General features: G+C 68.5%; 28 protein-coding genes. 9 read left to right on the top strand and 19 right to left on the bottom strand.

Annotated elements, in window-relative coordinates:
• Positions 1-103: 103 nt before the first annotated feature.
• From BAMB_RS35445 to BAMB_RS20990, 7 genes are all read right to left on the bottom strand, one after another.
• Positions 104-247 (bottom strand): hypothetical protein, encoded by a 144-nt coding sequence (locus BAMB_RS35445; protein WP_006752960.1) that lies wholly within the window; start codon positions 245-247, stop codon positions 104-106.
• Positions 248-448: 201 nt separating this feature from the next.
• Complete coding sequence (locus BAMB_RS21015) at positions 449-1,033, bottom strand: nucleotidyltransferase family protein (protein WP_011659186.1); 585 nt, start codon at positions 1,031-1,033, stop codon at positions 449-451.
• 369 nt (positions 1,034-1,402) lie between these two features.
• Complete coding sequence (locus tag BAMB_RS21010; protein ID WP_011659185.1) at positions 1,403-1,798, bottom strand: type II toxin-antitoxin system VapC family toxin; 396 nt, start codon at positions 1,796-1,798, stop codon at positions 1,403-1,405.
• On the bottom strand, positions 1,795-2,034 hold the full coding sequence (locus tag BAMB_RS21005; RefSeq protein ID WP_011659184.1) for a type II toxin-antitoxin system Phd/YefM family antitoxin: 240 nt from the start codon (positions 2,032-2,034) through the stop codon (positions 1,795-1,797). The genes BAMB_RS21010 and BAMB_RS21005 overlap by 4 nt, the downstream gene beginning before the upstream one ends.
• A gap of 99 nt (positions 2,035-2,133) precedes the next feature.
• A complete protein-coding gene (locus BAMB_RS21000; RefSeq protein WP_011659183.1) occupies positions 2,134-2,817 on the bottom strand; it encodes a Fe2+-dependent dioxygenase in 684 nt (227 codons plus the stop codon).
• Positions 2,814-3,569 (bottom strand): tetratricopeptide repeat protein, encoded by a 756-nt coding sequence (locus tag BAMB_RS20995; RefSeq protein WP_011659182.1) that lies wholly within the window; start codon positions 3,567-3,569, stop codon positions 2,814-2,816. The genes BAMB_RS21000 and BAMB_RS20995 overlap by 4 nt, the downstream gene beginning before the upstream one ends.
• A gap of 3 nt (positions 3,570-3,572) precedes the next feature.
• The gene (locus BAMB_RS20990) at positions 3,573-5,816 is read right to left on the bottom strand and encodes a TonB-dependent receptor (RefSeq protein ID WP_011659181.1); all 2,244 of its coding nucleotides are present in this window, start codon (positions 5,814-5,816) and stop codon (positions 3,573-3,575) included.
• A 320-nt stretch (positions 5,817-6,136) separates the two neighbouring features.
• On the opposite strand from BAMB_RS20990, the gene BAMB_RS20985 reads away from it, so the two are divergent.
• The gene (locus tag BAMB_RS20985) at positions 6,137-6,376 is read left to right on the top strand and encodes a FitA-like ribbon-helix-helix domain-containing protein (protein ID WP_041491669.1); all 240 of its coding nucleotides are present in this window, start codon (positions 6,137-6,139) and stop codon (positions 6,374-6,376) included.
• Positions 6,373-6,792, top strand: coding sequence for a type II toxin-antitoxin system VapC family toxin (locus tag BAMB_RS20980; protein ID WP_011659179.1), 420 nt, complete (start codon positions 6,373-6,375; stop codon positions 6,790-6,792). The genes BAMB_RS20985 and BAMB_RS20980 overlap by 4 nt, the downstream gene beginning before the upstream one ends.
• A gap of 136 nt (positions 6,793-6,928) precedes the next feature.
• Here the strand turns inward: BAMB_RS20980 and BAMB_RS20975 are convergent, their stop codons facing one another.
• Entirely contained in the window at positions 6,929-8,224 is a 1,296-nt protein-coding gene (locus BAMB_RS20975; protein ID WP_011659178.1) for an aspartate carbamoyltransferase, read from the bottom strand.
• 235 nt (positions 8,225-8,459) lie between these two features.
• Here BAMB_RS20975 and BAMB_RS20970 point away from each other — a divergent pair, with 235 nt between their 5' ends.
• The gene (locus BAMB_RS20970) at positions 8,460-8,594 is read left to right on the top strand and encodes an entericidin A/B family lipoprotein (protein ID WP_011659177.1); all 135 of its coding nucleotides are present in this window, start codon (positions 8,460-8,462) and stop codon (positions 8,592-8,594) included.
• A 99-nt stretch (positions 8,595-8,693) separates the two neighbouring features.
• Here the strand turns inward: BAMB_RS20970 and BAMB_RS20965 are convergent, their stop codons facing one another.
• The 3 genes from BAMB_RS20965 to BAMB_RS20955 all read right to left on the bottom strand — a co-directional run bounded on the left by BAMB_RS20965 (position 8,694) and on the right by BAMB_RS20955 (position 11,505).
• Positions 8,694-9,266, bottom strand: a complete 573-nt coding sequence (locus BAMB_RS20965) for a hypothetical protein (protein ID WP_011659176.1) — start codon at positions 9,264-9,266, stop codon at positions 8,694-8,696.
• A gap of 125 nt (positions 9,267-9,391) precedes the next feature.
• Positions 9,392-10,351 carry a DMT family transporter gene (locus BAMB_RS20960; protein WP_011659175.1) on the bottom strand — a complete coding sequence of 320 codons (960 nt, stop codon included), beginning with the start codon at positions 10,349-10,351 and terminating at the stop codon, positions 9,392-9,394.
• A 359-nt stretch (positions 10,352-10,710) separates the two neighbouring features.
• Positions 10,711-11,505 carry an AraC family transcriptional regulator gene (locus tag BAMB_RS20955; RefSeq protein WP_011659174.1) on the bottom strand — a complete coding sequence of 265 codons (795 nt, stop codon included), beginning with the start codon at positions 11,503-11,505 and terminating at the stop codon, positions 10,711-10,713.
• 170 nt (positions 11,506-11,675) lie between these two features.
• Here BAMB_RS20955 and BAMB_RS20950 point away from each other — a divergent pair, with 170 nt between their 5' ends.
• Positions 11,676-12,509, top strand: coding sequence for a molybdenum cofactor biosynthesis F family protein (locus BAMB_RS20950; RefSeq protein ID WP_011659173.1), 834 nt, complete (start codon positions 11,676-11,678; stop codon positions 12,507-12,509).
• Positions 12,506-13,315, top strand: a complete 810-nt coding sequence (locus BAMB_RS20945; RefSeq protein WP_011659172.1) for an SDR family oxidoreductase — start codon at positions 12,506-12,508, stop codon at positions 13,313-13,315. The genes BAMB_RS20950 and BAMB_RS20945 overlap by 4 nt, the downstream gene beginning before the upstream one ends.
• Before the next feature lie 90 nt (positions 13,316-13,405).
• On the opposite strand, the gene BAMB_RS20940 is transcribed toward BAMB_RS20945, so the two are convergent.
• Entirely contained in the window at positions 13,406-14,116 is a 711-nt protein-coding gene (locus BAMB_RS20940; RefSeq protein ID WP_011659171.1) for a dihydrodipicolinate reductase C-terminal domain-containing protein, read from the bottom strand.
• Positions 14,117-14,428: 312 nt separating this feature from the next.
• Here BAMB_RS20940 and BAMB_RS20935 point away from each other — a divergent pair, with 312 nt between their 5' ends.
• Complete coding sequence (locus BAMB_RS20935) at positions 14,429-15,142, top strand: SDR family NAD(P)-dependent oxidoreductase (protein WP_011659170.1); 714 nt, start codon at positions 14,429-14,431, stop codon at positions 15,140-15,142.
• A 32-nt stretch (positions 15,143-15,174) separates the two neighbouring features.
• Here BAMB_RS20935 and BAMB_RS20930 read toward each other — a convergent pair whose 3' ends face one another.
• The gene (locus BAMB_RS20930; protein ID WP_011659169.1) at positions 15,175-15,585 is read right to left on the bottom strand and encodes a RidA family protein; all 411 of its coding nucleotides are present in this window, start codon (positions 15,583-15,585) and stop codon (positions 15,175-15,177) included.
• 124 nt (positions 15,586-15,709) lie between these two features.
• Here BAMB_RS20930 and BAMB_RS20925 point away from each other — a divergent pair, with 124 nt between their 5' ends.
• Entirely contained in the window at positions 15,710-15,907 is a 198-nt protein-coding gene (locus BAMB_RS20925; protein WP_041491497.1) for an oxidoreductase-like domain-containing protein, read from the top strand.
• Positions 15,908-15,982: 75 nt separating this feature from the next.
• Here the strand turns inward: BAMB_RS20925 and BAMB_RS20920 are convergent, their stop codons facing one another.
• A complete protein-coding gene (locus BAMB_RS20920) occupies positions 15,983-17,443 on the bottom strand; it encodes an MFS transporter (RefSeq protein WP_011659168.1) in 1,461 nt (486 codons plus the stop codon).
• Positions 17,444-17,599: 156 nt separating this feature from the next.
• Here BAMB_RS20920 and BAMB_RS20915 point away from each other — a divergent pair, with 156 nt between their 5' ends.
• Positions 17,600-18,472 carry a LysR family transcriptional regulator gene (locus BAMB_RS20915; RefSeq protein WP_011659167.1) on the top strand — a complete coding sequence of 291 codons (873 nt, stop codon included), beginning with the start codon at positions 17,600-17,602 and terminating at the stop codon, positions 18,470-18,472.
• A gap of 37 nt (positions 18,473-18,509) precedes the next feature.
• Here BAMB_RS20915 and BAMB_RS20910 read toward each other — a convergent pair whose 3' ends face one another.
• A complete protein-coding gene (locus BAMB_RS20910) occupies positions 18,510-19,409 on the bottom strand; it encodes a LysR family transcriptional regulator (protein WP_011659166.1) in 900 nt (299 codons plus the stop codon).
• A 99-nt stretch (positions 19,410-19,508) separates the two neighbouring features.
• Between BAMB_RS20910 and BAMB_RS20905 the strand changes: the two genes are divergently transcribed.
• Entirely contained in the window at positions 19,509-20,489 is a 981-nt protein-coding gene (locus tag BAMB_RS20905; RefSeq protein WP_011659165.1) for an NAD-dependent epimerase/dehydratase family protein, read from the top strand.
• Positions 20,490-20,565: 76 nt separating this feature from the next.
• Here the strand turns inward: BAMB_RS20905 and BAMB_RS20900 are convergent, their stop codons facing one another.
• The 4 genes from BAMB_RS20900 to BAMB_RS20885 all read right to left on the bottom strand — a co-directional run bounded on the left by BAMB_RS20900 (position 20,566) and on the right by BAMB_RS20885 (position 24,551).
• A complete protein-coding gene (locus tag BAMB_RS20900) occupies positions 20,566-21,267 on the bottom strand; it encodes a DUF2848 domain-containing protein (RefSeq protein ID WP_011659164.1) in 702 nt (233 codons plus the stop codon).
• 49 nt (positions 21,268-21,316) lie between these two features.
• Positions 21,317-22,636, bottom strand: a complete 1,320-nt coding sequence (locus tag BAMB_RS20895; RefSeq protein WP_011659163.1) for an MFS transporter — start codon at positions 22,634-22,636, stop codon at positions 21,317-21,319.
• An 88-nt stretch (positions 22,637-22,724) separates the two neighbouring features.
• A complete protein-coding gene (locus BAMB_RS20890) occupies positions 22,725-23,402 on the bottom strand; it encodes a DUF4286 family protein (RefSeq protein WP_011659162.1) in 678 nt (225 codons plus the stop codon).
• Positions 23,403-23,501: 99 nt separating this feature from the next.
• The gene (locus tag BAMB_RS20885; protein WP_011659161.1) at positions 23,502-24,551 is read right to left on the bottom strand and encodes a LysR family transcriptional regulator; all 1,050 of its coding nucleotides are present in this window, start codon (positions 24,549-24,551) and stop codon (positions 23,502-23,504) included.
• Positions 24,552-24,705 lie beyond the last annotated feature (154 nt).

The raw sequence follows: 24,705 nt of genomic DNA, 5'->3' as shown, positions 1-24,705 counted from the left end.
ACGATGGGCGACAGAGGGGTTGCCGTTCGTCGTCGCGATGTCGTCGCACATGCCGACGCAGGCCGGATGATGCGGCCGGATGTGCTGCCTGGGTCGATGCCGGTTAAACAGGATCCTTGCTCGGCGGCCCGTCGGGCTGCTGCGGGTTGTCGTGCGGATGTCCCGGCGGCGGTGGCGACAGCGGGTCGTCTTCCGGATCGCGGTTCGGATCGGCCGGGGGCTCGGGCATCGGGGTCGTGTGGTCCATGGAGCGCTCGTGCAATGCGTGACGACGGTGGCGCGGCGGGCGCGCCTCGTCTTCGTTATAGGCAATCGGGCGAGCGTTTGCAGCGGGATTCTCGCGGCGGCATCCGGATTCCCGGCGATAGTCGAGTGTCTGCAGGTATCGCGCCCGGATCTCGCGGTGGCACGTATGGGCAATGCGCTGCGCGGCCGGCGCGCGCCTGTGTCAGGGCAGATCCGCCGGCGTATCGACGTCGCGCAGGATGCCGGGATCGTCGACGTCGAGCAGGTTCACCGGCGCGCTGGCGAACAGCGCGCGGGCGCCCGTATCGCCGTCGAGCGCGGCGAGTGCATCGTAATGGTGCGCGGCGAAACCGACCGGATGGCCGCGCATGCCGCGATGCATGGGGGCGACGATCGACGCGTCGTCGGCGTCGAGCGCGCGCGTGAGCATTTCGTAGGTGGACGCCGCGATCCACGGCATATCGGCGAGCGCGACCAGCCAGCCCGTCGCTTCGGGCGTCGTGCGGACACCGACCGCGAGGCTCGCGCCCATGCCGCGCATCGCGTCCGGCGCGTAGACGACCTGGCAGCCGGCTTCGTTCAGCAGAATCGCGAGTTTTTCGGCGCCGGGGCGCACGACGGCGATCACGTCGGCCGTGGCAGCGGCGAGACGACGGGCGGCCGCGACCGCAACCGGCGTGCCGTCGGGAAGCAGCGCGAGCAGCTTGCTGTGCAGACCGCTTGGGTCGAAGCGTTGACCGAGACCGCCGGCGAGCAGGACGCCGGTGGCGAGTGACGCATAGGACATCGGCGCGGGGGGAGGAAGGCAGGTGGGCCGATTGTGCGGGAGCGGGCGGGGATCGGCAAGTGCCGATGTTACCGACAACGTGCGCATTGCCGCCGGAAAGAATGTCCGCGGGCGGTTTCGTCGAGCAGGGTTTTCTCGGCAGGGCTGGATATGGCGAGCGATTCGCTTTGCATCACGATCCAATGGCGGTCGCAAGGCTGCCAATGCCACCATTCGCACGGGTAATGCGTGAAACCGGTACGGGGCAGCGCGTTGATCGGTAGTTGACGGTTTCGCGCGGCCGTCGCGCTCGGTTCGGTCAGACGAATCGCCTGTCGACCGGAGTTCGGCTCCGTCGGTGTCGTGATGTGGCCGATGGATAGATGACGGTCACCAAAGCGTCTTCACGTGCGCATACGCACGAATCTTTTCGTCGCGGGTGACGAGCGGCGCGCCGAGCCGCCGGGCGGTGGCGACGATCATGCGATCGGCCGGATCCTTATGGAACGTGCCGGGCAGGGCGGTGGACTTCGCGGCGATGTCGGCATCGACGGGCACGAAGCGCATGCCGTCGATTTGCGCGACCGTCGCGAGCCACGCATCGACGTCCATCGTCAGCGCGAGGCGTTCGTTGCGCACCAGCATCGCGATTTCCCATGCGGAGATCGCGGACGCGGCGAGCGCGCCTTCGCCGCGCGCGCGATCGATTGCGCCGCGGGCCTTCTTGCTGAGCGACGGATCGCCCGCCACCCACCACACCAATGCATGCGTATCCAGCACGATCACCGCGACGCCTCCCAATCATCTTCCGCAATCGGATCGAGAGGATTGTCGTAGCGCATGACCGAGCCGCGCAATATGTCCAATGGCTGGGCTTCGCGCGCGTGGTACGGCCGGATTTCGAGCGTCGGCTTGCCGTGGTCGGTGACGATGAGGCTCTCGCCCGACGCCTCGACGAGCCGGAAGTATTCGAGTGCGCGTGCCTTGAATTCGGATTTCGATACGGGAGCGTGCGGCATCATGATATGAGCATGGTCATTTAACGATGGTCATTTTAGATCGGCGTGGGGACCTGATGCAAGCGACGGGCCGGGCGCGATTGACAGCGCGAACGCATCACCCTACGCATCCGCCCACTTCCTCAACAGGTTGTGATAAATCCCCGTCAATGAAATGACCATCGGATCCTTCGCGCCTTTTTCCGCGGACAATGCCTGAATCTGCGTATCGAGCTGAAACAGCAGCGTGCGGTCGCCGTCGTCGCGCACCATGCTCTGGATCCAGAAGAACGACGCAACGCGTTCGCCACGGGTAACGGGCGTCACGTGGTGCAGGCTCGACGCCGGATACAGCACGAGATCGCCGGCCGGCAGCTTCGCGCGATGCACGCCGTACGTATCTTCCACGCACAGCTCGCCACCGTCGTACGCATCGGGCTCCTCGAGAAACAGCGTCGCCGACAGATCGCTGCGCACGCGGAAATCCGTGCCGCGCAGCAGCCGGATCGCGTTGTCCACATGCGTGCCGAACGTCTCGCCGCCTGCATAGCGATTGAACAGCGGCGGAAACACCTTCAATGGCAACGCTGCGGAAAAGAACAGCGCATGACGCGCCAGCGCATCCTGGATCGCATCGCCGACCGCCCGCGCGACGGGTGATCCTTCCGGCAACTGCCGGTTGCGTTTGGCCAGCGCCGACTGCGCGCCGGACGTCGCATTGCCGTCGACCCAGTGGGCAGCATCGAGCAGCTCGCGGCATTGCGCGACCTGCGCGTTGGTCAGCACGCCGGGGATATGAAGCATCATGATTCGAATTCCATGCCGTGAGACGGCAGCCGCAGCGCCGCTGCGCGCAATGCAGCGAGCGGCGACGACGCAAGATATGCACGCATCTTCGCGACGAAGGCCGGCGTAGCGGTGGCCGGCACGCGCGCGAGCCATGCAAGCGCTTCGTCGATGCGCCCGCGCTCGGCGAGCAGCCGCGCATAGTTGAACTGGCCGCGGAAGTCGCCGGCCTCGGCGGCGCGGCGATAGTGATCGAACGCGGTGTCGACATCGGCGGGAACGACCCAGCCGTCCTCGTAGAAACCGCCGATCAGGTTGATCGACTTCGCATGGCCGAGCGCGGCCGCGCGGCGAAACCAGTCGAGCGCATCGGCGCGGTTCTCGTCGATGCCGTTGCCGAGCGCGAGCGCCGTCGCGTAGTTGTACATGCCCCAGTCGAGGCCCGCCTGAGCGGCGAGCCGGTACCAGTACACGGCCACCGGCGCGCACGCGGCCGTGCCCCAGCCGAACTCGTAGCAGCGTCCGAGCATGTTCATCGCCATCGGATGGCCGGCCCGCGCCGCATGCCCGAACCAGCCGAACGCGGCGGCCGGATCGCGCGCGACGCCGTGTCCGTCGAGCAGATACTGTCCGTAGACGGCCTGCGCGTCGACGATCCCGTGCTCGGCCGCCGCCGCGACCCACGCGGCGGCGCGCTCGGGCGGCCCGGCCAGGATGTCGGCGAACGCGCGCGGCGACACCGACGCGAGCGCCTTCAGCGAGACGGCTTCCATCGATCAGTAACGCGCATTCAGCGTGATGAACGCCGAGCGGCCCGGCGCGATCGACGCGTAGTGCGCCGGATACGCCTGATCGAAGTACGTGCGGTTGAACAGGTTGTTCACGTTCAACTGCAGGTCGAGCTTCTTGTTGATCCGGTACTGCGCCATCGCGTCGAAGCGCCAGTACGACGGCACCGCGCGCAGGTTCGCCGGATCGCCGAACACTTCCGACATGTAGAACGCGCCGCCGCCGACGGTGAATTTCGGCGTCACGTCGTAGTTCGACCACATCGTCAGGCTGTGCTTCGGCGTGTTCGGGAAGCGGTGGCCGTCGTTCGCGGCGTCCTTGCCGTTGTCGCGCAGCTCGCTCTTCATGTACGTGTAGCCGCCGAATACCTGCCATTGCTTCGTGATCTGGCCGGCGACGCCAAGCTCGAGACCCTGCACGCGCTTGTTGCCGACCATCGCGTACTGGTTGTTCGGCAGCGTCACGCGTGCATTCGTCGTATCGATCTGGAACAGCGCGGCGGTGAGCGCGAGCTGGTCGTTCAGCACGTTCCACTTCGTGCCGAGCTCGATGCTGCGGTTCTTTTCGGGCGCCATCTGGTCGGCGTTCGGCCCGACGCCGCCGCGGCCGGGCGTGAGCGACTGCGTTTCGCTGCCTTCGCCGAGCAGCATGCCGGCCGGCGTCGACGACGTCGCATACGACGCATAGATGCTGCCGTTTTGCGCGGGCTTGAACACGAGGCCGGCCTGCCAGTTGAAGAGCGTGTCGTCGCGCGTGTAGGTCTTGCCGCCGTTGGCCTTGGTGTCGGTGAAGCGGGTCGAGTAGTCGTCGACGCGCACGCCGGCGTTCACCTGCCAGCGTGGCGTGATCTCGATCGTGTCGAAGCCGTAGATCGACTTCGTCGTGGTGCGCGCATGCGCGTAATCGTTGTTGCGCGTGACCGAGCCGGCCCACGGATCGCTCGGGTTCGGCGACCACAGGCTCGTGCAGTTGTAGCCCGACGCGGCGCCGATGCCCTTCTGGCAGATCTTGCCGGTGTCGGTCGCCACCTTGTAGGAGTCGCGCTTGCCCCATTCGCGCGACAGTTCGATGCCGGTCGTGAAACTGTGCTTGAACGGGCCGGTACGGAATTCGCCGAACAATTCGGTCAGGTTCGCGAGGCTGTTGATCGAGCTGTCGCGGTTGTTGTTGCGGCGCCAGACCTTGCCGTTCACCACGTTGCCCTGGCTGTCGTCGGGCTGCGTCCAGATGTAGTCCTGCGTCGATTCCGTATAGCGCGTGGTGTTGCGCACCGTCAGCCCCGGCGTGATGTCGTGCTCGATCCGGATCGTGCTGATGTCGGACGTGGTCTTGCGGAAGTCGCGGTCGATCAGGCCATAGAAGTTGTGGCGATCGACGGGCGCCGGATAAATCGTGTCGACGTTCGCGGGCTTGTTCGACGTCGTGTAGAAGTACGGAATGCCGCCGTCGGGCATGTCGTCGGTCGACAGGTGGTAGTAGCTCGCGGTCACGCGCGTCGGCGTGCCGAGACCGAACGCGATCGACGGCGCGACGCCCCAGCGCTCGTTGTTGACGACGTCGCGGCCGGCGACGTCGTTGTTGTGGCTCATCAGGTTCAGGCGGAACGCGGCGTGATCGGCGAATTGCCAGTTGCCGTCGGCCGTGAAGCGGCGATAGCGGTCGGTGCCGAAGCCCGCGCTCGCGGCGGCCGTCGTGCCGAGGTGCGGGGCCTTGGTGATCAGGTTGATGCTGCCGCCCGCGCCGCCGCGGCCGCCGTACGCGCCGTCGGAACCCTTGGTGATCTCGACGCGCTCGGTGTTGAAGATCTCGCGGGTGGTCGCGCCCGTGTCGCGCATCCCGTCGACGAACATGCTGCCCTGCGAGTCGTAGCCGCGGATGAACGGACGATCGCCGAGCGGGTTGCCGCCTTCGCCCGCGCCGAACGTGATGCCGGGCACGGTGCGCAGCGCTTCGGTCAGCGTTGCCGCACCGCTGTTCTGGATCAGTTCCTGCGGGATCACGGTCACCGACTTCGGCGTGTCGACGAGCGGCGCGGTGAATTTCGCGGAGGCGGAAAAGTCGGCCTTGTAGCTGTGCTCGGTCTTGCCCTGGATTTCGATCGGCGCGAGATGGCCTTCGGTGCTGACCGGGGCGGGCGACGGCGTGCCGTCGGCGAACGCGGGGCTTGCGGCGAGCACGCTGCACAGGGTGGTGAATTTGCCGAGCTTCAGCTCGTCAGGACGGGACTTCATGGTGCGCTTCGACCTCGCGGTGTGGCCCGGGAACGGCGCGTTACGCAAACGTGCATGCCGCCCGGAATTATTACGATTTGTTTTCAGCCGGGCATTCTATGTAATTTTCAGGTGAATGAGAAGCGTTCTTGTTCGCATTTGTAGGAAGAACGTTGACGAATGTCACGGAGGCCGGCGAGGCCCGCTGGGCGGGGAGATGGCCGAATGGCCGAATGTGAACGGGGTCTGGGGCGGGCTACAGTGGTTGCATTTTCATTCGTCCATCATGACAGCAAGGTGATAATATGACTGCATTGAAAGCAATTGTGGCGAGGTGCATCATGCCGGTGATTACCGTTCGAAATTTGCCCGACGAGGTGCATCGCGCGCTTCGCATCCGTGCGGCGCAACATGGTCGGAGTACCGAAGCGGAGGTGCGCGCCATCCTCGAGGAGGCTGTTCGGCCCACCGGCCGGGCGAAGCTGGGGTCGCTGCTGGCCGAAATCGGGCGGGAGGCGGGCGGTGTCGATTTCGAGAATCCGCGCGAGAGCTCCCCAACCGCTCCGATGAGCTTCGAATGATCCTCGTCGATACCAACGTCATTTCCGAGCCGCTGCGGCGCGAGCCGAGTGCGGCCGTGATCGAATGGCTCGATGCGCAGAATGTCGAGACGCTGTTTCTTGCCGCGATCAGTCTCGCGGAAATGCGCTTCGGCGTGGCCGCGTTGCCGGAAGGGAGAAGGCGGGACTGGCTGCACCAAAGCATCGAGCAGCGCGTCGTGCCGCTGTTTCGCGGCCGGATCCTGCCGTTCGACGACGCGGCGAGTAAAGCCTATGCGAGCCTTCGTGCGAAGGCTCGTGCTACGGGCAACGCGATGGCGTCTGCTGACGGATTTATCGCTGCCACGGCCGCGGCGAACGGCTTGATCGTGGCGACGCGCGACGTCGCGCCATTCGAAGCGGCGGGCTTGCGCGTGATCGACCCGTGGGCCCGGTAACATCGTGCCGGCCGCTCGCGCATCACCCGCGCCGAAAATGAAAACGCGCCGTGCAAGGCGGCGCGTCGTGCGTCATGTAGGCGCGCGGCCCTTGAACTGAAGCAATCAAGGGCGGCCGCGCGGCACCGGATGCGGTTCAATCGATCCCGTGAAACACCGCATCCTCCGGCCCGAGGTATGCCGGCGGGCGCCATGTCGCGTCGCGCATCGAGTGCTGGACGAGATTCTCGACGCCGAGCAGCACCGCGAAGATCGCCATCCGCACCGGAATGCCGTTGTCGGTCTGCCGGAAAATCGCGAGACGCGGATCGCGGTTCAGGTCGACCGACAGGTCGTTCGCGCCGGGCCGGCTGTCGCGCGGCAGCGGATGCATGATCAGCGTGTCGGGCTTGCACACGGAATCGACGAGTGCCTGGTTGATCTGGAAATCCGGCGTGTAGCCTTCGAACGACTCGTCGGTGAAGCGCTCCTTCTGGATCCGCGTCGCATAGACGACATCCGCGCCGCGCAGCCCGGCCGCGAGGTCGTTGGTCTGCTCGATCGCGTGGCCGTTCGTCGCGATCTGCTCGATGATGTACGCGGGCATTTCGAGCGTCGGCGGCGATACGAGCGTGAACTTCAGCCCGCGGTACAGCGCGAGCAGCTTGACGAGCGAGTGCACGGTGCGGCCGTATTTCAGATCGCCGACGAGCGCGATGTGCGCGCCGTCGACGATCTTGCCGAGTCGCGAGAATTCGCGCTGGATCGTATAGAGATCCAGCAGCGCCTGGCTCGGGTGTTCGCCCGGGCCGTCGCCGCCGTTGATCACCGGCAGGTTGGTCGCGCGGGCGAATTCGGCAACCGAGCCTTTCTCCGGGTGACGGATCACGAGTGCATCGACATAGCCGGCCATCACGCGGCTCGTGTCGTAGATCGATTCGCCCTTGGCCATCGACGAGAACGTGAAGCCGGTCGTGTCGCATACCGAGCCGCCGAGCCGGCAGAAGGCCGCGCCGAACGACACGCGGGTGCGCGTGCTGGCTTCGAAGAACAGGTTGCCGAGCACGGCGCCTTCGAGCACGCGCGAAATCTTGTGGCGGCGCGCGATCGGCTGCATCACGTCGGCCACGCGGAACAGCGCCTCGACCGAATCCCGCGAGAACTGGTCTACCGAGATCAGCTGCGGCTTGCCTTCGAACAGGAATTGCTTCGAGAGCCCTTGTTTGTCTACGCTTTGCGTATATTCGCCACCGTCCGGGGCCGAGCGTTCGACGATTTCCGATACGAAGCGCTCGACGATCTCGGGCATTCCGCGCGATTCCTGCGAGTCGTCGGGCAATAGCCACGTATCGAGCGCGCGACGGCTTACGCCGATGCGATTCGCGAACGCCTCGCGGGTCATGTTGAGGCGGCGCATCGCGTCGCGCAGGAAGGCTTGCTGGGGAACGGTCATCGGCAGCACCTGATGGAAAATGTACGCGGTGCGTATATTAGTTTGCGAGCCGGCGAAGTCAAGGAAAATCTGCGCGCTACCGCTGTGTGGCCCGCATGACAGCGGCTAGAGCCACTACTGGCGTGCGGCGGCCGTCTCCGTATAATCAGGTCAGGCCCCGTGTCCTGCGCGCCGCAGGGCGCCACGCCGCATACGATTCGCCCGGTCGGGCTTGTTGATTCGAAGGAGAATGAGAATGACGCGTACGATTGCTGCAGTGCTGCTGGTGGTGACTGCCGCGCTCGCCGGTTGCAACACCGTTGCGGGCGTTGGGCAGGACATTTCGAAGGGTGGCCAGGCGATCAGCGACTCGGCTGAAAAGGCGAAGTAAGCCACCGGGTTCCGGAATGCAGAAGGCGCCGGGCCGTCCCGCGATTGCGGGGCGGCCCGGCGCCTTTTTTCATGGTTTGCAATGCCGGCGGACGCGACGTCAGGCGCTTTCCACGAAGGCGTAGCGGCCGTCGATCTTGCGGGGCGTGAACCAGCCGAAGTCGGGGAACATCCGGTTGCGGACGAACCAGACGTAGCCCATCAGGATGACCGTCACCCCGAGGCTCGGCAGCGCCGACGACGGATCGTGTGCGAGATCGGCGATGGTCTTCGGCAGTTGCAGCAGCGAAAGAGCGATGAACGCGTGATACGCGCCGACACGATGGGTCGCGAAGCCCCAGATGAACAGCAGCGACAGCGGCACGGTCAGCGCGAGGAACAGCACCGCAAGGCCGTTGCCGAGCATGCCGGTGCTGCCGGAATCGCTGGCGGCGGCCGCGATGAAATAGCCGAGTGCGAGGCTGATCAGCAACTGCGCGATGCCGAGCCCGATCAGGATCCAGGTGTGCACCTTGTTCTTTTTGCACAGCTCGGGGTCGGGCCGCGACGCGATCAGGCGCGCGAGTACTTGATCCTTGAGGCCCTGTCCGGCCAGCTCGGCCAGCACGTCGGCCTTCCTTGCGCCCGCTGACAGCAGCGCCGCGATTCTCGTTCTAGCTTCCTTCTTGTTCATGGCGATGCGAATTATTGTTCGAGGGTTGTCAAATGGCCCGGCCCCGCGAATATTGCATCTTGCGTGACGGTGCGCAACGGTTTTGCCGCGCGCGGACACATTCCTACAGTCGTCGCTCGCGCGGATCAATCGCTGGCGGTCGACGTGGATGCCGCCGGCCTCGGCGGCAACGTCGGCCGTGTGTCCGTTTCGCGTGGTGGCGGTTCACGTCGCCGCGTCGCACCGACCAGCATCCCCGTGACGACGAGCGCGATGCCGAGCAGCCGCGTGCCGCCGAGCGTCTCGCCGAACAGCGCGACGGCGAACAGCACGGCCGAGACCGGCGCGACCGCCGTGAACAGCGCGGCTTCGGTGCCGCTCGTGCGGGCCGAGCCCGCATACCAGCAGAGATAGCCGAGCACGGTCGGGACCAGCGCGTAGTAGGCGATCGCCGATATCGCGCTGGTGGTCCAGCCGGCCGCCAGCGCGTGCCATTCGAACGCGGCCGGCACCAGCGCTAGCATGAAGCCGAGGCCCGACATCGCCGTCGACAGCGCGAGCGGCGGCAACGGCGTCGACAGCCGCCGGTTGAGCAGGATGAACACGGCTTCGCATGCGACCGCGGCGAGCACCAGCGCGTCGCCGGCGAGCGTCCGCAGCGACGGCATGGCCTGGCCGGGCGCGAACGTGACGAACAGCACGCCGGCGGTGGCGAGCGCGGCCGCGCCCCAGTCGCGCGGCGTCTGCCGCTCGCGCAGCACGAGCGCGGCGATCAGCGTCGACATCGCCGGCAGCGTGCCGAGCATCACGCCGGCATCGATCGGCGACGACAGTTTCGTGCCGCTGATCAGCAGCACGGTATAGCCGACCCCGCCCGCCGCGGCCTGGACCACCAGCAGGACGGCGTCGCGCGCGCAGATACGCGGCCATCGCATTCGCTGCGCCCGCATCAGCGCGCACAGCAGCGGCGTTGCGATCAGGAAGCGCAGCGCGGTGGCCGCGAACGGCGGCAGGCCGCCGGCCGCGAGACGGCTCGCGATGACGGTGCTGCCGACGCCCGCCATCGCGGCGGCGAGATAGAGATAGCCGATCAGTCGTGTCTTCATGCGCCGCATCGTGCCGTGCGGTGGCGCGGGCGTCTTGAACGAAATTGCAGGGAGGCCGGCGAGGGGGGAGGGCGCGTGGCGCGGCGCTGCGTCTACGGTTTCGCGGTGGGCGGTCACGCAGACATCGAACGCTGCCGCTGGGGAATGCCGCGAAATGGGAGCGGTCCGTGCCGCATCGCATCGCATCGCATCGCATCGTGCCGTGGCGTGGCGTGTCGCGTCGCGTCGCGTCGTGCCGTGCCGTGCCGTGGCGTGTCGTGGCGTGTCGTGGCGTGTCGTGGCGCGTCGTGGCGCGTCGTGCGGCGCCGCGCCGCAGCCAGCATCGCCCCGTAACCGTTCCCTCGGGACAACCAACCACGTCAGCCGGCCTGGATGAATCGCCCCGGCGTGATGCCGAACTGGCGCGCGAATGCGCGCGTCAGATGGCTCTGGTCGGCGAATCCGGCTTCGGCCGCGGCATCCGCGATCGGCCGGCCGCTTGCAAGCAGTGCACGAGCCAGTCGCGTGCGCGATTGCAGCAGATACGCGTGCGGCGTGATGCCGAGCTTGCGCGCGAACCCGCGCAGCAGCTGGAAGCGGCTCACGCCGCTCAGGCTGGCCAACTCGGCAAGCGAAACGGGTGCGGCGGGTGCCGCATCGAGTCGCTCGCGGGCCATGCGGATCGCCGGCGCGACGCCGGCGGCCGGCAGCGCGCGGTTCGAATGCCGTGCGAGCAGCGCGGCGACCAGCGTCACGAGGGCCTCGTCGCGGGCGAGCGGCAGTGTTTCCCCTGCGACGATCCGCGCATGCAACCGGCCGAAGGCGGCGGCGAGCCGTGCGTCGCGCACGGCCGGATGCGTGAACTCGACGCCCTCGAGGCCTTCTTCCGTCGCGACGCTCGCGACCAGCGCGGGCGCGAGGTACAGCATCCGCCAGCGCCGGCCCGTGCCCGCATCGATCGGCGTCCCGTCGTGCATCTCGCCCGGATTGACCATGATCGCGTCGCCGGCCAGCGCGTCGACCTGCCCGCGGCCGCTCCACGACCGATGCGCGCCGCTGACGATCACGCCGACCCCGAATTCATCATGCGCGTGCCGCGGAAACGCGCGATCGGACTCGAGGCTGATCGCCTCGATTCCTTCGTCGGTCCGTCGGTAATGGGTGATGCGATGCATGTGCGCTCCTTGCGCCGGCAGCGGCGCGGGTCACGTGCACTCTAGCGCGTTCCGGCGCCACGCGCCCTTCATCCTTTTGGCCGATACCGCGCGGCGCGCGCAGCCCGCACCATGTGCACATCAGCAGCGTAGATGGCCCGCCGGGCCTGAAGCTGCGCGGGAGACGGCAGGTGGAACGACAGGATCCGGTATTCATTCAGGTTGGCGCGCTCGCGGACGGTTTCGCGCCCGACGCGCATGTCCTCGCGCCCGTGAACGCACTCGCCGGGCGCTCGCTGGCCCTCGGCGACGCAGCCGGTGCATGGCGCGTCTATACGTTCGAGGCGGGCGCGCTGCAATGGCGCGACGCGGCGACCGACACGGGCGGTCGCGCACCGTGCCGCGTGACGCGGTTGCGCGACGCGCTGTACTTCGTCGACTACATCGATCCGGCAGCACGCGCGACGTCGGTCAGCCTCGTGATCGACGTCGGCAACGGCGTATGGACGTCGGTGATCGGCACGCTGCCGACCGAGGCCGACACGCATATCGACGCGTTCACGCGCGTCGCGCGCGGGCTGCCGCTGACGGGCGTCGACGCGGCGTTCCGGCACGGCACGCTCGGCGGCCACGCGCAGCCGGGCCCGCTGCACGGCCCCACGCGCGAACTGATCGGCAAGCGGACGATGTATCGCTACAGTCCGACCGAATGCTACGAGCACATCTACCTGAACGAGAACTTCTACGCATGGCAATGCCTGCAGGGCGTCGAAGGCGGGCTCGCCGACGTGGAACGCTGCCATTACTTCAGGATCGCCGATGAGCTGTATCTGTTCGTATGGCGCGAGAAGGTGGTGCCGACGCTCGGCGTCGTGCTGATCGACCTCGCGCAACGCAAGACCGACGGCAAGATCTTCGGCTATCAGGGCGGCGATTTCGGCACGCTGTCGAACTTCCCCGTCGGCGCGCATGCGCAGGTACTGAACGAAACCGTGCATCCGCTCGGCGGCGGGGCGCAGCGATGAACGCCGTGCCGGGCAGCGGCCGCCTGCGTGCTGATTTCAGCGGCCGCGTCGTGCTGGTCACGGGCGCCGCGCAGGGGATCGGCGCCGCGATCGCGCGTCGTTTCACGCAATCCGGTGCGTTCGTCGCGCTCGCCGATCTCAACGCCGATGCGGCTGCCGCGCAGGCGGACGCGCTCGTCGGCGCGGGCGGCAAGGCGCGCGCGTATCGCGTCGACGCCGCGAGTCGCGACGAACTCGGCGCACTCGTCGCGGCGGTCGAATGCGATGGCGGCCGGCTCGACGTCGTCGTTCACAACGCCGCTTATTTTCCGCTCATGCCGTTTGCGCAGATCGACGAGCCGACGCTCGCGCGGACGCTGTCGGTCAACCTGTCGGCGCTGTTCTGGCTCGCGCAGGCCGCGCTGCCGGCATTCGAGCGCGCGGGGGCGGGGCGGCTGCTCGTCACGTCGTCGGTCACCGGGCCGCGCGTCGTCTATCCGGGGCTCGCGCACTACGCGGCGTCGAAGGCCGGCGTGAACGGCTTCATCCGCGCGGCGGCGCTCGAACTCGCGCGCCGCAACGTGACGGTCAATGGCGTCGAGCCGGGAATGATCCGCACGCCGGCGGCCGGCAATCTCGGCGATGCGTCGGTCGCCGAGCAGATCGCGCGCGACATTCCGCTCGCGCGGATGGGCGAGCCGGAGGACATCGCGAACGCGATGCTGTTTCTCGCGTCGGCCGACGCGGCGTACATCACCGGGCAGACGATCGTCGTCGATGGCGGCGCGACGTTGCCCGAGAGCGGGGTCGTGCTGGGCGATGCATAACACGAGCGTCGACGATGGCGCGATTGCGGCCGTCGCGCGGGCCGGCAGGCGCGTCGACGGTCGGCCTGCACGTCGTCGCGCGTGCAGCGTCTATAGCCAGCCGTTGTGAATGAACTCGACAATCGAATACCGGCGAGGTTCGAGCGCGTGCTGCCGGACGGCCTCGACGATCCGCGACACGCCGTCCGCGTAAGGGGCCGCGCCGTACACGCGGGATTCGAACTGCAGGCTGCACGCGTCGTCCTCGATGCGGATCCGGTGGAACGCATGGCGGCCGAGCTGATCGTCGGGAATCTGCAATGCGTCGCGCTGCTCGTTCGGGTCGCGTACAGAGCGGATGTCCTGCGCTGGAATACCGAGCGAATGGCCGATGCCGACCGCGGTGCCGGGCACGGATGTCTTGCTGGCCTGGTGCGACTCCGTCACGCTGATGCGGCAGTCGCGAAACAGATGGCCGCTCGTTTCCAGCATGCTCATGAACTTGAGCATCAGGATGTTCGTATTCGGACAGAGCACGATGGGGAAGTCGTGCGATCCGGTTTCGAGGTCGGAGCCGGTGGACAGCTCGACGAGCGGCGAACCGGTTGCCTGGCAGAATGCGATCGCGTCCGGCAATTCGCGGCCAGACCCGGCGTGCACGACGATCGAACGGGCGTCGCTATGTCGGGCGTCATCGCTACGTTGCAGCTCGGTGCGCGCATGCTCGGACCAGGCCATCACGTGACAGGTCGACGGATCGAGCCGGTGCGAGCCGAGCAGTTCGGTTGCCAGCTTGCCGGTGCCAACGACGATTACTTGCATGGGATAGACGGGTTGAGGTTCGGGGTTTCGATACGGAAACGGCACAGGCCGCTCAAGGGACCGGCGCGATCATGATTCATCGCGCGGCGGACCGTGATCGGGCATTATGCCGCCCGAGTGCGGCGCATGCATGCAGTGCCGGCGTGTCGGCTCGCCGACGTGGCCCGTATCCACGCATGCGTCGTCGTGCCCACGCAAGCGTGAACGGCGCTACGCTGTCGAAACGCCGGCCGGGCGCGTCCGCGTCGCGGCCGGCATTGCCCCCCTAACTACGCATCATCAATCATCCATGGACCCAAGGAGAGCAAATCAATGGAACACGACCTGACAGGCAAGGCAGTCGCGATCACCGGCGGATTCGGCCATCTCGGCGTCGCCACGGCCGCATGGCTCGGCCAACGCGGCGCCCGCGTCGCGCTGATCGGCCGCGGCGCGGCGCCGGACGCGCAGGCGTTGCCCGGCGTGCCGGCCGATGCGCTGCGCATCGGCGGCATCGACCTCGTCGATCCGCAGGCGGCCGCGCGCGCGCTCGACACCGTGAATCGCGAATTCGGCAGGGTCGACGCGCTGCTGAACATCGCCGGTGCGTTCACATGGCAGACGATCGCCGACGGCGATGCAGCCACGTGGGACCGCATGTACGAACTGAACGTGAAGACGGCGCTGAACGCGTCGAAGGCCGCGCTGCCGTATCTGGCGGCGAGTCCGGCCGGCCGTATCGTCAACATCGGGGCCGGCGCGGCGTTCAAGGCAGGCGCGGGCATGGGCGCCTATGCGGCGGCGAAGGCAGGCGTCGCGCGGCTCACCGAGGCACTGGCGGCGGAGTTGCTCGATCGCGGCGTGACCGTGAACGCGCTGCTGCCGAGCATCATCGACACGCCGCCGAACCGTGCGGACATGCCGGACGCGGACTTCTCGCGCTGGGTCCGGCCCGAACAGCTCGCGGCGACGATCGGGTTCCTGCTGTCGGCCGATGCGCAGGCGATTACCGGCGCCTCGATTCCGGTGAGTGGGCGCGTGGAGTAGCGGGTGGCAGGCTGTCGCGCCCCCGCACGACGTCAACGCATGCGGAATCGCGCGCGCGGAATTTCCGCGATCGCCGCGATTTCGATCAGCAGGTCGGGGCGGTACAGACGTTCGACCTGGACGGTTGTCGTCACCGGATAGGGTTCGGCGAAGAACGTCTCGCGGATGTCGCCGGCCTGCATGAACGCGTCGATGTCGGTCGCGTAGTGAACCAGCGAGATCACATCCTGCATCTGCCCGCCCATCGCGGCGAGCACGTCGCGAATGTTGCCGAGCGTTTGCCGGACCTGCGCGCACATGTCGGCGGCACCGACGACGTGTCCGTCCTTATCGAGTGCGACCTGTCCCTTCAGATGGACGATCCGGCCGTCGCCCTGGACCACGGCCATCGAGAACGCGCCGAACGGCGCCCAGAGTTCCGGCGGATTCACTGCTTCGGCCATGACGCGGCTCCTGTTGGTCGGTCGTCGACGCGCGAACGCAGGGTCCCGTGCGGGGCGGGGTGCCTGCATGTCGCAGTCCATCACCGTATACTGTTCGTTCAGCATCATGTGACCGAATGACGACGTGACCAAGCCTGCCACCGCGGATACGCCGGACGACGATCCGCGTCCCACCCCGCCCGAACAACCTGAACTGGAAGACTGCTGCAACAGCGGCTGCTCGCCGTGCGTTTTCGACCTGTACGACGAAGCGCTGGCGCGCTATCGCGTCGAACTGGCCGAATGGGAAGCGCGCCACGCGTCGCGCAAGCATCACCCGTGAGCCCGATGCCGGCGAGCGGTCGCGTCTGCATCGTTTCCGTGTCGTCGCCGGCGATGGGCGACGCGCCCGCCGCCGTCACGCGCCGGCATGCGCCCGCCGATGCATCGGCCCCAACGCGGCCGACAGCGCGACGCATACGAGCAGCACGACCGTCAGCGCCCACATCGCCGTCCTGAATCCTTGCACGTAGTCGAGCGCCCCCGGCTGCGCGCCGAGCCGCGCGAAGAACAATCCGCCGAGCGTTGCCGCACCGACGGCCGCGCCGATCTGCAGCATCGCGGTGACCATGCCGGACGCGACCCCGGCGCGCGCCGCGTCGACTTCCGCGAGCACGATCCGCACGACCGACGGCAGCACGAGCCCTTGCCCGACGCCGATCGCCGCGATGCCCGCATAGAAGCCCGCGCCGGGCGCATGTTCGCCGGCGAGCGCGGCGGCGGTTGCGACGCCGGCCGTGAGCAGCGCGAAGCCGAGCGTGAGCACGCGATAGCCGCCGAACCGGGCGACGAGCCGCGGCATCAGCAACGGGCTGGCGAGGAAGCCGATGCCGAGCGGCAGGATCGCGAGCCCCGACGCGAGCGGCGACCAGTTCAGGCAGCCCTGCAGATAGATCCCGTAGCTCAGGAAGAACGCGCTCAGCATGTAGAACAGGAACGCGAGCGTGAGCCCGAGCGCGACGACCGGATTGCGCAGCAGGCGCACGTCGAGCAGCGCATCGCGGCCGCCGGCGAGCCGGCGCGCTTCGACCGCCAGCAGCGCGCCGAGCATCGGCAGCGCGCCAACGATGCACGCGACCATCCACAGCGGCCAGCCCGCCTCGCGCCCGTGCGTGAGCGGATAGACGAGCATCAGCAGGAACAGCGACAGCAGCACCGTGCCGGGCACGTCGATGCGCTGGCCGCGCGGCGGCCGGCTCTCCGGGATGAAGCGCCAGCTGCCGAGCAGCGCGAGGATGCCGATCGGCACATTGACCAGGAAGATCGCGCGCCAGCCGAGCCCGAACGGATGCAGGCTGATCAGCGCACCGCCGCCGAGCTGGCCGATCACGGCCGCGAGGCCGAACACGAAACCGTAGAAGCCCATCACGCGCACCTGTTCCTGCGGGCTGAACACGCTGCGGATCGTCGCGAGCACCTGCGGCGCGAGGATCGCGGCGAACAGGCCCTGCAGCACGCGGCCGCCGACCAGGACCGCGCCGCTGCCGGCGAGCCCGCACAACGCCGATGCGACGACGAAGCCGGCCATCCCGACCATGAACATCCGCTTGCGACCGTACAGGTCGCCGAGCCGCCCGCCGGTGATCTGCACGACCGCGTTCGCACACGCGTAGGCCGACACGACGAGCTGCAGCTCGGCCGGGCGCGCACCGATGCCGTCGCGGATGGCCGGCAGTGCGAGATTCACGATGAAGTAGTCGAGCGGCGGCAGAATGGCGCCGACCAGCAGGACCACGAGCGCCCAGCCATGATGGCTGCGCGGCGGTGCCGCGGCGGCCGCGCCGGCCGGGGTGCAAGGGGCAAGGGTGTTGTCGCTCATGAACGCAAGTCCGAAAGAATGAGGGCTGCATCCTGAATCCCGTGGAAAAGGGAGCCCAGGTGCCCAGTGAACCGATATTCTGGCCACCCTCGATGATTCGGAAAAGCGGGAATTGGTGGTAGCATCCATCGGGTTATTCGATGGATTGAGAGGGCGATGCGCGGTTTCGACTTGGACCAGTTACGCACATTCGCGGCGGTGGCGGACGCCGGCAGCCTGACGGCCGCCGCGCCGCGGCTGCACCTGTCGCAGTCGACGGTCAGCGAGCAGGTGCGCAAGCTTGAATCGCGCGCCGGCGTGCCGCTGTTCGTGCGCAGCAAGCGCGGCGTCGAGCCGACGCCAGCCGGCGCGCGCCTGCTGCAGCATGCACGGCGCATCGTCGCGCTGAACGAGGCCGCGTTCGACGAGCTGCGCGGGCAAGCGATCAAGGGCGAGCTGCGCGTCGCGATCACCGACTACTACCGCACGCATGAAGTCGCGGGCCTGCTCGCGCGGCTGCGCGAGTGCTACCCGCAACTGAGCCTGCATGTGAGCGCGATGAAGAGTGCGGAGATCGAGGCCGCCCATGCGCGCGGGCAGATCGATCTCGGCGTCGTGATGAACCTGTCGAGCGGCCCGTTCCGGCCTGCGTCGGCCGATACGCGCCGGGTGCTGCGGCGCGAGCCGCTGTCGTGGGTCACGTCGCCCGCGCTCGCCGAGCAGCTGCCCGAGCCGCTGCCGCTCGTGCTGCTGCCGGACGACTGCATGATGCATCAGATCGCGGTGCGCTCGCTCGACGAGCAGCACGCGCCGTACGTGCTCGTGCACAGCGCGTCAGGTGTCGCGGGGCTGCAGTCGATGCTCGCGGCGGGGCTCGGCGTCGGCTGCCTGTGCGCGTCGGCGATCGGCGAGGGCCTCGTGCGGCTCGGCGCGAAATACCGGCTGCCGGCGCTGCCCGACGCGGTGTTCTCGCTGACGCCGCCGATGCCGGGCGAGCGCGAGACGGTCACGCAGGCGCGCGAGGTGCTGTCGCGGCAGTTGCTGATGTGAAGCGTGAAGCGGGGCGTGCGCGGCGGGTTTGAGTGGCCTAGTCGGCCGTCCCGTCGGCATACGCGCGCAGCCCGTTCGCCAGTGCATCGAACACGGCGTGGCAACGCGGGCTCGTGCGCAGATCCTCGTGCATGACCACCCAGGTTTCCAGTTTCATCGTGGGCCCGTCCGGCAGCACGCGCACGAGCCGCGCATCGCGTTTCGCGAGCCCGTTCTGGCAGAAGCCGATCCCGTAGCCCGCGCGAATCATCGCGAGTTGCGCGAGATTGCTGTCGGTGCGCAGCGCGAATGCATCGCGCTTCCACAACGGCATCCCGCGCCCGGCCGAGCGGATGAACGGCGTGACCGTATCGAACCCGATCAGCGCGTGATGGGCGAGTTCGCCGGTGGTCGACGGTGTGCCGTTGCGCGCCAGGTAGTCGTCGCGCGCAAACAGCCCGATGTCGATCTCGCCGACGCGCCGCGCGACGAGCGCGTCCTGCGCGGGCGGCGCCATCCGCACCGCGATGTCGGCCTCGCGGTTCAGTACGTCCTGGATGCGGTCGGTCGGCACCAGTTCGATCACGAGCCCCGGATGGTCGCGCCGCAACTGCGCGAGCATCGGCGGCAGCACCTCGACCGCGATCACGTCGCTGGCCGAGATTCGCACGGTGCCGCGCACACCCGCGCCGTGGCTCGCGGCCGCCCGCTCGAACGCGGCCGCCGCGCTGCGCAGCGCCTCGGCATGGCCGCGCAGCGCGAGGGCCGCCTCGGTCGGTAGCAGCCCCGACGGCGAGCGCGTGAACAGCGTCTGGCCGAATGCGACCTCCAGCGCCGCGACGTGGCGGCCGGCCGTCGGCTGGGTGATGCCGAGCGCGCGCGCCGCGCCCGACAGCGAGCCTTCCGTCAGCACGGCCAGGAAGGTGCGGTAGCGTTCCCAGTTCAGATCGATGGTCATACATAAATGTATAGCGGATCCATCGGGTTCGGCAATTCCTTATTAGGCGGCCGGGCGCCAGAATGCGTGCTGTCAACGGTTCATACACGGAGAACGGCAATGACGGCGAACGCAGGCGGGACGCAACGACAGGCACTCGTGCTCGGCGCGAGCGGAGGCATCGGCGGCGAGGTCGCGCGTCAGCTGCGCGATGCCGGCTGGCAGGTGCGCGCGCTCAAGCGCGGGCTCGACGCGGGGGCGGTGGAGCGCGACGGGATTGCATGGATACGCGGCGACGCGCTCGACCGCGACACGGTGGTCCGCGCGGCGCGCGGCTGCAGCGTGATCGTGCATGCGGTGAACCCGCCCGGCTACCGGAACTGGAGCGGGCTGGTGCTGCCGATGATCGACAACACGATCGCGGCGGCGACGGTGGCGCAGGCGACCGTCGTGCTGCCGGGGACTCTCTACAACTACGGTCCCGACGCGTTTCCGGTATTGCGCGAAGAGGCCCCGCAGCATCCGACGACGCGCAAGGGCGCGATCCGCGTCGAGCTGGAGCAGCGGTTGCAGGCGGCGACCGCGCAGGGCGTGCGCACGATCATCGTGCGGGCCGGCGATTTCTTCGGCGCGCACGCGGGCAACAACTGGTTCGGGCAGGGGCTCATCAAGGCAGGGCGCCCGGTTGCGGCCATCAGCGTGCCGGGCCGGCCGGGCGTCGGCCATCAATGGGCGTACGTGCCGGACGTCGCGCGCACGATGGTCGAGCTGATCGAGCGGCGCGACACGCTGGAGCCGTTCGCACGCTTTCATCTCGGCGGTCACTGGGACGCGGACGGCACGCAGATGGCGCAGGCCGTGCGTCGCGTCGCGCAGCGGCACGGGATGCGGCCGACGGTGCGGCGTTTCCCGTGGTGGCTCGTGTGGGCGGCCGCGCCGTTCGTCACGACGATGCGCGAGATGATCGAGATGCGCTATCTGTGGCGCGAGCCGCTCCGGATGGACAACGCGCGGGTGACGGCGGTACTCGGCCGCGAGCCGGTGACGCCGCTCGATACGGCGGTGGAGGCGGCGCTGACGGGGCTCGGGTGCTTGCGATGACGGCGGGCGGCGATGGCGAGTGGCAGGCTCGCATGCGGTTGATGCCCTTCATTGCCTGCGTACCCGCCACGCTTCGTCACGCCACGACCGGCAACGCCTCGACTGCATACCGGTGCCGCAGGCTGCGTCCGAGCACCGGATCGTGCAGTTCCATCTCGAACGCATCACCGTCGCCCATCGCCGCGATCGCGCCGTGCACGGCGACGGTACCGCCGAACATCGCGGAGCGTGCGGGCATCGTGCGCCGGTCGTCGAAGCGCTGCCACAGCACCTCCGGCGCGAGCAGCGCGCTGAGCGTGCCATGCTGATACGCGACGCGTTCGCCGCCGGGCCCGATCAGCCACGACCGCATCTCGATCGCGTCCCAGTGATCGGCGATGTCCGCATGACGCCACGCATCGCGGCCGAGCGGCTTCGCGCACACCTGTTTCGACACCGCGACGCCGTAAGCCTCGACTTCCCGATCCGTATGATCGGAACCGACCGTCACCAGCGTGCCGGCCGGGCTGTCGATCAGCACGCACTCGATTTCGCCGCCCGAACGCGCGCCGAGCACGCCGATCGACGGCGCCTGCGTGAGCAGCGCCGACGCTACGCGATAGAAACACGGCGTGGTCGACGGCGGCGCGACGCCGAGCGCCGCGAGTTCGTCGATGTGCGCGCGGATCGCTTCCGGATCGCGGCCTGCCCAGCCGGCGATCACGACGCGTTCGATCTCGACCTCGACCTGTGCCGGTGCGCGTTGCAGGGACATCACGTTGAACGACAGGGCTTGCATGCGGGTATCCGTTTGAAGTGCGAATGAATGAGGTGGTCGCCAGGAGCGCTCAGTCCGCGAGCGGACGGTGCGCGGTCTCGCGCGCGGCGAGCAGCGCGATCGACGTCACGACGAGCGCCGCGGTCACGTACAGCGACACGGCCGTGGTCGTGCCCGTCTGGCGGAACAGCGTCGCGATCACGAGCGGCGCGAAGCCGCCGCCGACGATGCCGGCGAGCGTGTACGCCAGTGACGAGCCCGCATAACGGACGCGCGTCGGGAACTGCTCGGTGACGAACGCGCCTTGCGGGCCGTACATCACCGCGTGGATCACGAGGCCGATCGCGACGGCCGCGACGATCGCGCCCGGCCGCGCGGTGTCGAGCATCGTGAAGAACACGAACGCCCACACGATGCCGGCGATCGCGCCGGCGAGGTACACCGGACGGCGCCCGAAGCGGTCCGACAGCGCGCCGAAGAACGGCACCGCAAGCGCGTTGCAGGCCGTGCCGACCATCACCGCCGTCAGCGCGACGGGGCGCGACAGGTGCAGCACGGTCGTCACGTACGTCAGCGTGAACACGACGATCAGCGCATACAGCACGTCGGAGCCGATGCGCGAGCCGCCGGCGATCAGCAGGCGTCGCCAGTGGCATTTCAGCACTTCGGCGACGGGCACTTCGGCGGTCGCGTGCGACTCGGCGAGCTGCTCGAACTGCGGCGTTTCGTCGACGCCGCGACGCAGCCAGAAGCCGAACACGACGAGCAGCGCGCTGGCCGCGAACGGCACGCGCCAGCCCCACGACAGGAAGTCTCCCGACGTGGTCGACAGCGTCACGAGCGCGATGCAGCCGGTGCCGAGCAGCGTGCCGAACGACGGGCCCATTTGCGTCCACGACGCGGACAGCCCGCGCCGCTTCTGGTCGCCGTGCTCGACCGACAGCAGCACCGCGCCGGCCCATTCGCCGCCGAGCGCGACGCCCTGCACGAAGCGCAGCGCGACGAGCAGGATCGGGCTCAGGATGCCCGCCTGCGCATAGGTCGGCAGCGCGCCCATCAGCGCGGTCGTGATCCCCATCAGCACAAGCGTGAGCATCAGCACCGCGCGGCGGCCGATGCGGTCGCCGAGGTTGCCGAACACGAAGCCGCCGAGCGGGCGCGACACGTAGCCCACCGCATAGGTCGAGAACGCGAGGATCGTGCCGGCCAGCGGATCGACCGACGGAAAGAACAGATGATTGAAGACGAGCGCGGCGAGCGTGTTGTAGATCGTGAAGTCGTACCACTCGAGCGACGTGCCGATCATGCTCGCGGACGCGAGTCGGCTGTTGCGGACACGGCGGGGCGCGTGGGCGGCGGGCTGGGCGAGAGTGCTCATGGTGTCGGGCATGTCGTGAAGGATGACGGGGTGACGCGTGCGGGCCGATGTGCCGGCCGCGTGCGGAGACGGACGCCGCGGCCGGTGGCGAAGCCGGCGTTCAGGCCGGCAGGGCGGCGGCCGGCTGCGTTTCGGCGCATGCGACCGACAGCGGCGCGGCGGCGCGCCACATCAGGTCGAAGGTGCGCACGTCGTCGTGACCGGCGATGGCGGCGGCGACCATGCGCGTGGCCGCGGCGTCGCTGCCTTCGATCAGCACGAGCGCGTCGGCGGCCGGACGCGCGGCCGCATCGGCGCCGATCGGCGCGGACAGGTCCGGCGCGGTGCGGAACAGCCGTGCCGCATGGATGCCGGGTTCGCGCAGCGCCGCGTCGAAGCGCTCGCGCAGGTGCGGCACGTCGATGCGTTCGGGCGGCAGCACGAACAGCGCGAGATGCACGCCTTCGCCATCGCCGGCCTCGATCGTCAGGTCGCCGACCCGCCGCTGCGTGCCCGTCATGCGTTCGAAGTTCGCGAGCGACCATGCGGTCTGCTGCGTGAACGCGCGCCGGTAGGCGTCGCCGCGGAACACGTCGAGCGTGTCCGTCACGTATAGCGCGAGATATTTGCGCGGGCCGCCGTCGGTCGCGCGAAACCGCCGCGCATGCGTGAAGCCGGGAATCGCGACACGCTCCTGCATGTGCTCGCGGTCGTACCACGCGTTGAAATCGGCTTCGTGCGCGGGGTCGATATCCGTCCAGACGCAGAGCTGGCCGTGCGGAAGGGAAAGGCGGGTCATTGCGGGTTCCTTGTGACGGGGTGTGTCAGGAACCGCAGTGTCCCGAAGACGGGCCGCGCCCGTCCAACAAGAAAACAAATTCGCGGTGAACAGGTTTTCTTATGAGCGGCGCGGACGGCGTTTCGCCGCAGCCGCGGGCGGCGCGGATTTCGGCGTGCGTTTTGGCGCCGCGGTGCCGGTTTTTGTCGCCGGGCGGGCAGCGGTGGCTTTGCCGACCGAGTCAGCCTCGGCCTCGACCTTTGCCGATGCGACCGGCTTCGCATGGCTCGCGGCGGCCGGCATCGCGCGCGCGACTTCGCTCGCCAGTTCCGCGATGCGCGCGGCGACCGGCAGCCCCTGCGTGCGATACGACGCGACGAGCGGCAGCGCGGGGAATTCGGGTTCCACGTCGAGCAGTTCGAGCGCGCCTTCCTGCAGTTCGCGCCCGATGATCGCGGGCGGCAGCGCGGCCACGCCGAAACCGTCGGCGACGAGCCGGATCATCGCGGCGACCGACGTGATGCAGTTGATGCTGGCCGGCCGCTCGACGGCGGCGAACAACCGCTCGATCGTCGCGTGCGGCCCCGAGTGGCGCGAGAAGCTGATGATCGGGTACGCGGCAAGCCGCGCGACGTCGAGCCGTTCGCCGCCGAGCCCGAGACGCGGGCTCGCCGCCCAGCGCACCGGGAATTCGCACAGCGGCAGGTTCGTGAAGTCGGGGCCGGGCACCGGGTCGGTCTGCAGGATCAGGTCGACGCCGTCGGTGCTGAGCAGGCGGATCAGGTGCAGCGTCGTGTCGCTCGTGATCTCGACGTCGAGGCGCGGATAACGCTCGCGCAATTGCGCCATCAGCGCCGGAAACCAGCTGTGCACGATCGACTCGATCACGCCGATCCGGATCAGGCCCGCGTCGCTCGCCGCGTCGATGTCGCGCCGCATCTCGCCGTCGAGCCGCACGATCCGCTCCGCGTACGCGAGCATGCGCCGGCCCGCGGGCGTGAGCGTGGCCGAGCGCGTGTTGCGGTCGAACAGCCGCACGTCGAACGCCTCTTCGAGCGACGCGATGCGGCTCGACACGGCCGCCTGCGTCGTGTGCAGTTTCTCGGCCGTGAGCCGGAAGTTCTCCAGCTTCGCGAGCCAGACGAAGGTTTCAAGAAACCGGATGTTCATCGAAGTCCGAACGGTGAGGGGGTGCCCACGAAGGCGGCGGGATCGGTCGATGTTAGCGGATTTCCGGGGTGGGAAACGAGCGGGGCGTGTGCAGCGCGTGCGTAGCGCCGGGGGCGGGCGAGGCCGTGCCAGACGACGTGTGCGGCACGGGCAC

Origin of the sequence: Burkholderia ambifaria AMMD (genome assembly GCF_000203915.1) — a bacterium.
Taxonomy (GTDB): domain Bacteria; phylum Pseudomonadota; class Gammaproteobacteria; order Burkholderiales; family Burkholderiaceae; genus Burkholderia; species Burkholderia ambifaria.
The sequence above is the reverse complement of the archived record's forward strand: the minus strand, read 5'-3'. Positions and strand labels throughout refer to the sequence as shown.

Bases quoted from the DNA above. Each gene is read 5' to 3' on its own strand.
- BAMB_RS21015 (WP_011659186.1), bottom strand. From the start codon at position 1,033: ATGTCCTATGCGTCACTCGCCACCGGCGTCCTGCTCGCCGGCGGTCTC.
- BAMB_RS20975 (WP_011659178.1), bottom strand. From the start codon at position 8,224: ATGACCGTTCCCCAGCAAGCCTTCCTGCGCGACGCGATGCGCCGCCTC.
- BAMB_RS20910 (WP_011659166.1), bottom strand. From the start codon at position 19,409: ATGACCATCGATCTGAACTGGGAACGCTACCGCACCTTCCTGGCCGTG.
- BAMB_RS20955 (WP_011659174.1), bottom strand. From the start codon at position 11,505: ATGCATCGCATCACCCATTACCGACGGACCGACGAAGGAATCGAGGCG.
- BAMB_RS20905 (WP_011659165.1), top strand. From the start codon at position 19,509: ATGACGGCGAACGCAGGCGGGACGCAACGACAGGCACTCGTGCTCGGC.
- BAMB_RS20960 (WP_011659175.1), bottom strand. From the start codon at position 10,351: ATGAAGACACGACTGATCGGCTATCTCTATCTCGCCGCCGCGATGGCG.
- BAMB_RS20920 (WP_011659168.1), bottom strand. From the start codon at position 17,443: ATGAGCGACAACACCCTTGCCCCTTGCACCCCGGCCGGCGCGGCCGCC.
- BAMB_RS20895 (WP_011659163.1), bottom strand. From the start codon at position 22,636: ATGCCCGACACCATGAGCACTCTCGCCCAGCCCGCCGCCCACGCGCCC.
- BAMB_RS20885 (WP_011659161.1), bottom strand. From the start codon at position 24,551: ATGAACATCCGGTTTCTTGAAACCTTCGTCTGGCTCGCGAAGCTGGAG.
- BAMB_RS20935 (WP_011659170.1), top strand. From the start codon at position 14,429: ATGGAACACGACCTGACAGGCAAGGCAGTCGCGATCACCGGCGGATTC.
- BAMB_RS20900 (WP_011659164.1), bottom strand. From the start codon at position 21,267: ATGCAAGCCCTGTCGTTCAACGTGATGTCCCTGCAACGCGCACCGGCA.
- BAMB_RS20985 (WP_041491669.1), top strand. From the start codon at position 6,137: ATGCCGGTGATTACCGTTCGAAATTTGCCCGACGAGGTGCATCGCGCG.
- BAMB_RS20965 (WP_011659176.1), bottom strand. From the start codon at position 9,266: ATGAACAAGAAGGAAGCTAGAACGAGAATCGCGGCGCTGCTGTCAGCG.
- BAMB_RS20890 (WP_011659162.1), bottom strand. From the start codon at position 23,402: ATGACCCGCCTTTCCCTTCCGCACGGCCAGCTCTGCGTCTGGACGGAT.
- BAMB_RS21000 (WP_011659183.1), bottom strand. From the start codon at position 2,817: ATGATGCTTCATATCCCCGGCGTGCTGACCAACGCGCAGGTCGCGCAA.
- BAMB_RS20980 (WP_011659179.1), top strand. From the start codon at position 6,373: ATGATCCTCGTCGATACCAACGTCATTTCCGAGCCGCTGCGGCGCGAG.
- BAMB_RS20930 (WP_011659169.1), bottom strand. From the start codon at position 15,585: ATGGCCGAAGCAGTGAATCCGCCGGAACTCTGGGCGCCGTTCGGCGCG.
- BAMB_RS21005 (WP_011659184.1), bottom strand. From the start codon at position 2,034: ATGATGCCGCACGCTCCCGTATCGAAATCCGAATTCAAGGCACGCGCA.
- BAMB_RS20970 (WP_011659177.1), top strand. From the start codon at position 8,460: ATGACGCGTACGATTGCTGCAGTGCTGCTGGTGGTGACTGCCGCGCTC.
- BAMB_RS20990 (WP_011659181.1), bottom strand. From the start codon at position 5,816: ATGAAGTCCCGTCCTGACGAGCTGAAGCTCGGCAAATTCACCACCCTG.
- BAMB_RS20940 (WP_011659171.1), bottom strand. From the start codon at position 14,116: ATGCAAGTAATCGTCGTTGGCACCGGCAAGCTGGCAACCGAACTGCTC.
- BAMB_RS35445 (WP_006752960.1), bottom strand. From the start codon at position 247: ATGGACCACACGACCCCGATGCCCGAGCCCCCGGCCGATCCGAACCGC.
- BAMB_RS20915 (WP_011659167.1), top strand. From the start codon at position 17,600: ATGCGCGGTTTCGACTTGGACCAGTTACGCACATTCGCGGCGGTGGCG.
- BAMB_RS20945 (WP_011659172.1), top strand. From the start codon at position 12,506: ATGAACGCCGTGCCGGGCAGCGGCCGCCTGCGTGCTGATTTCAGCGGC.
- BAMB_RS20995 (WP_011659182.1), bottom strand. From the start codon at position 3,569: ATGGAAGCCGTCTCGCTGAAGGCGCTCGCGTCGGTGTCGCCGCGCGCG.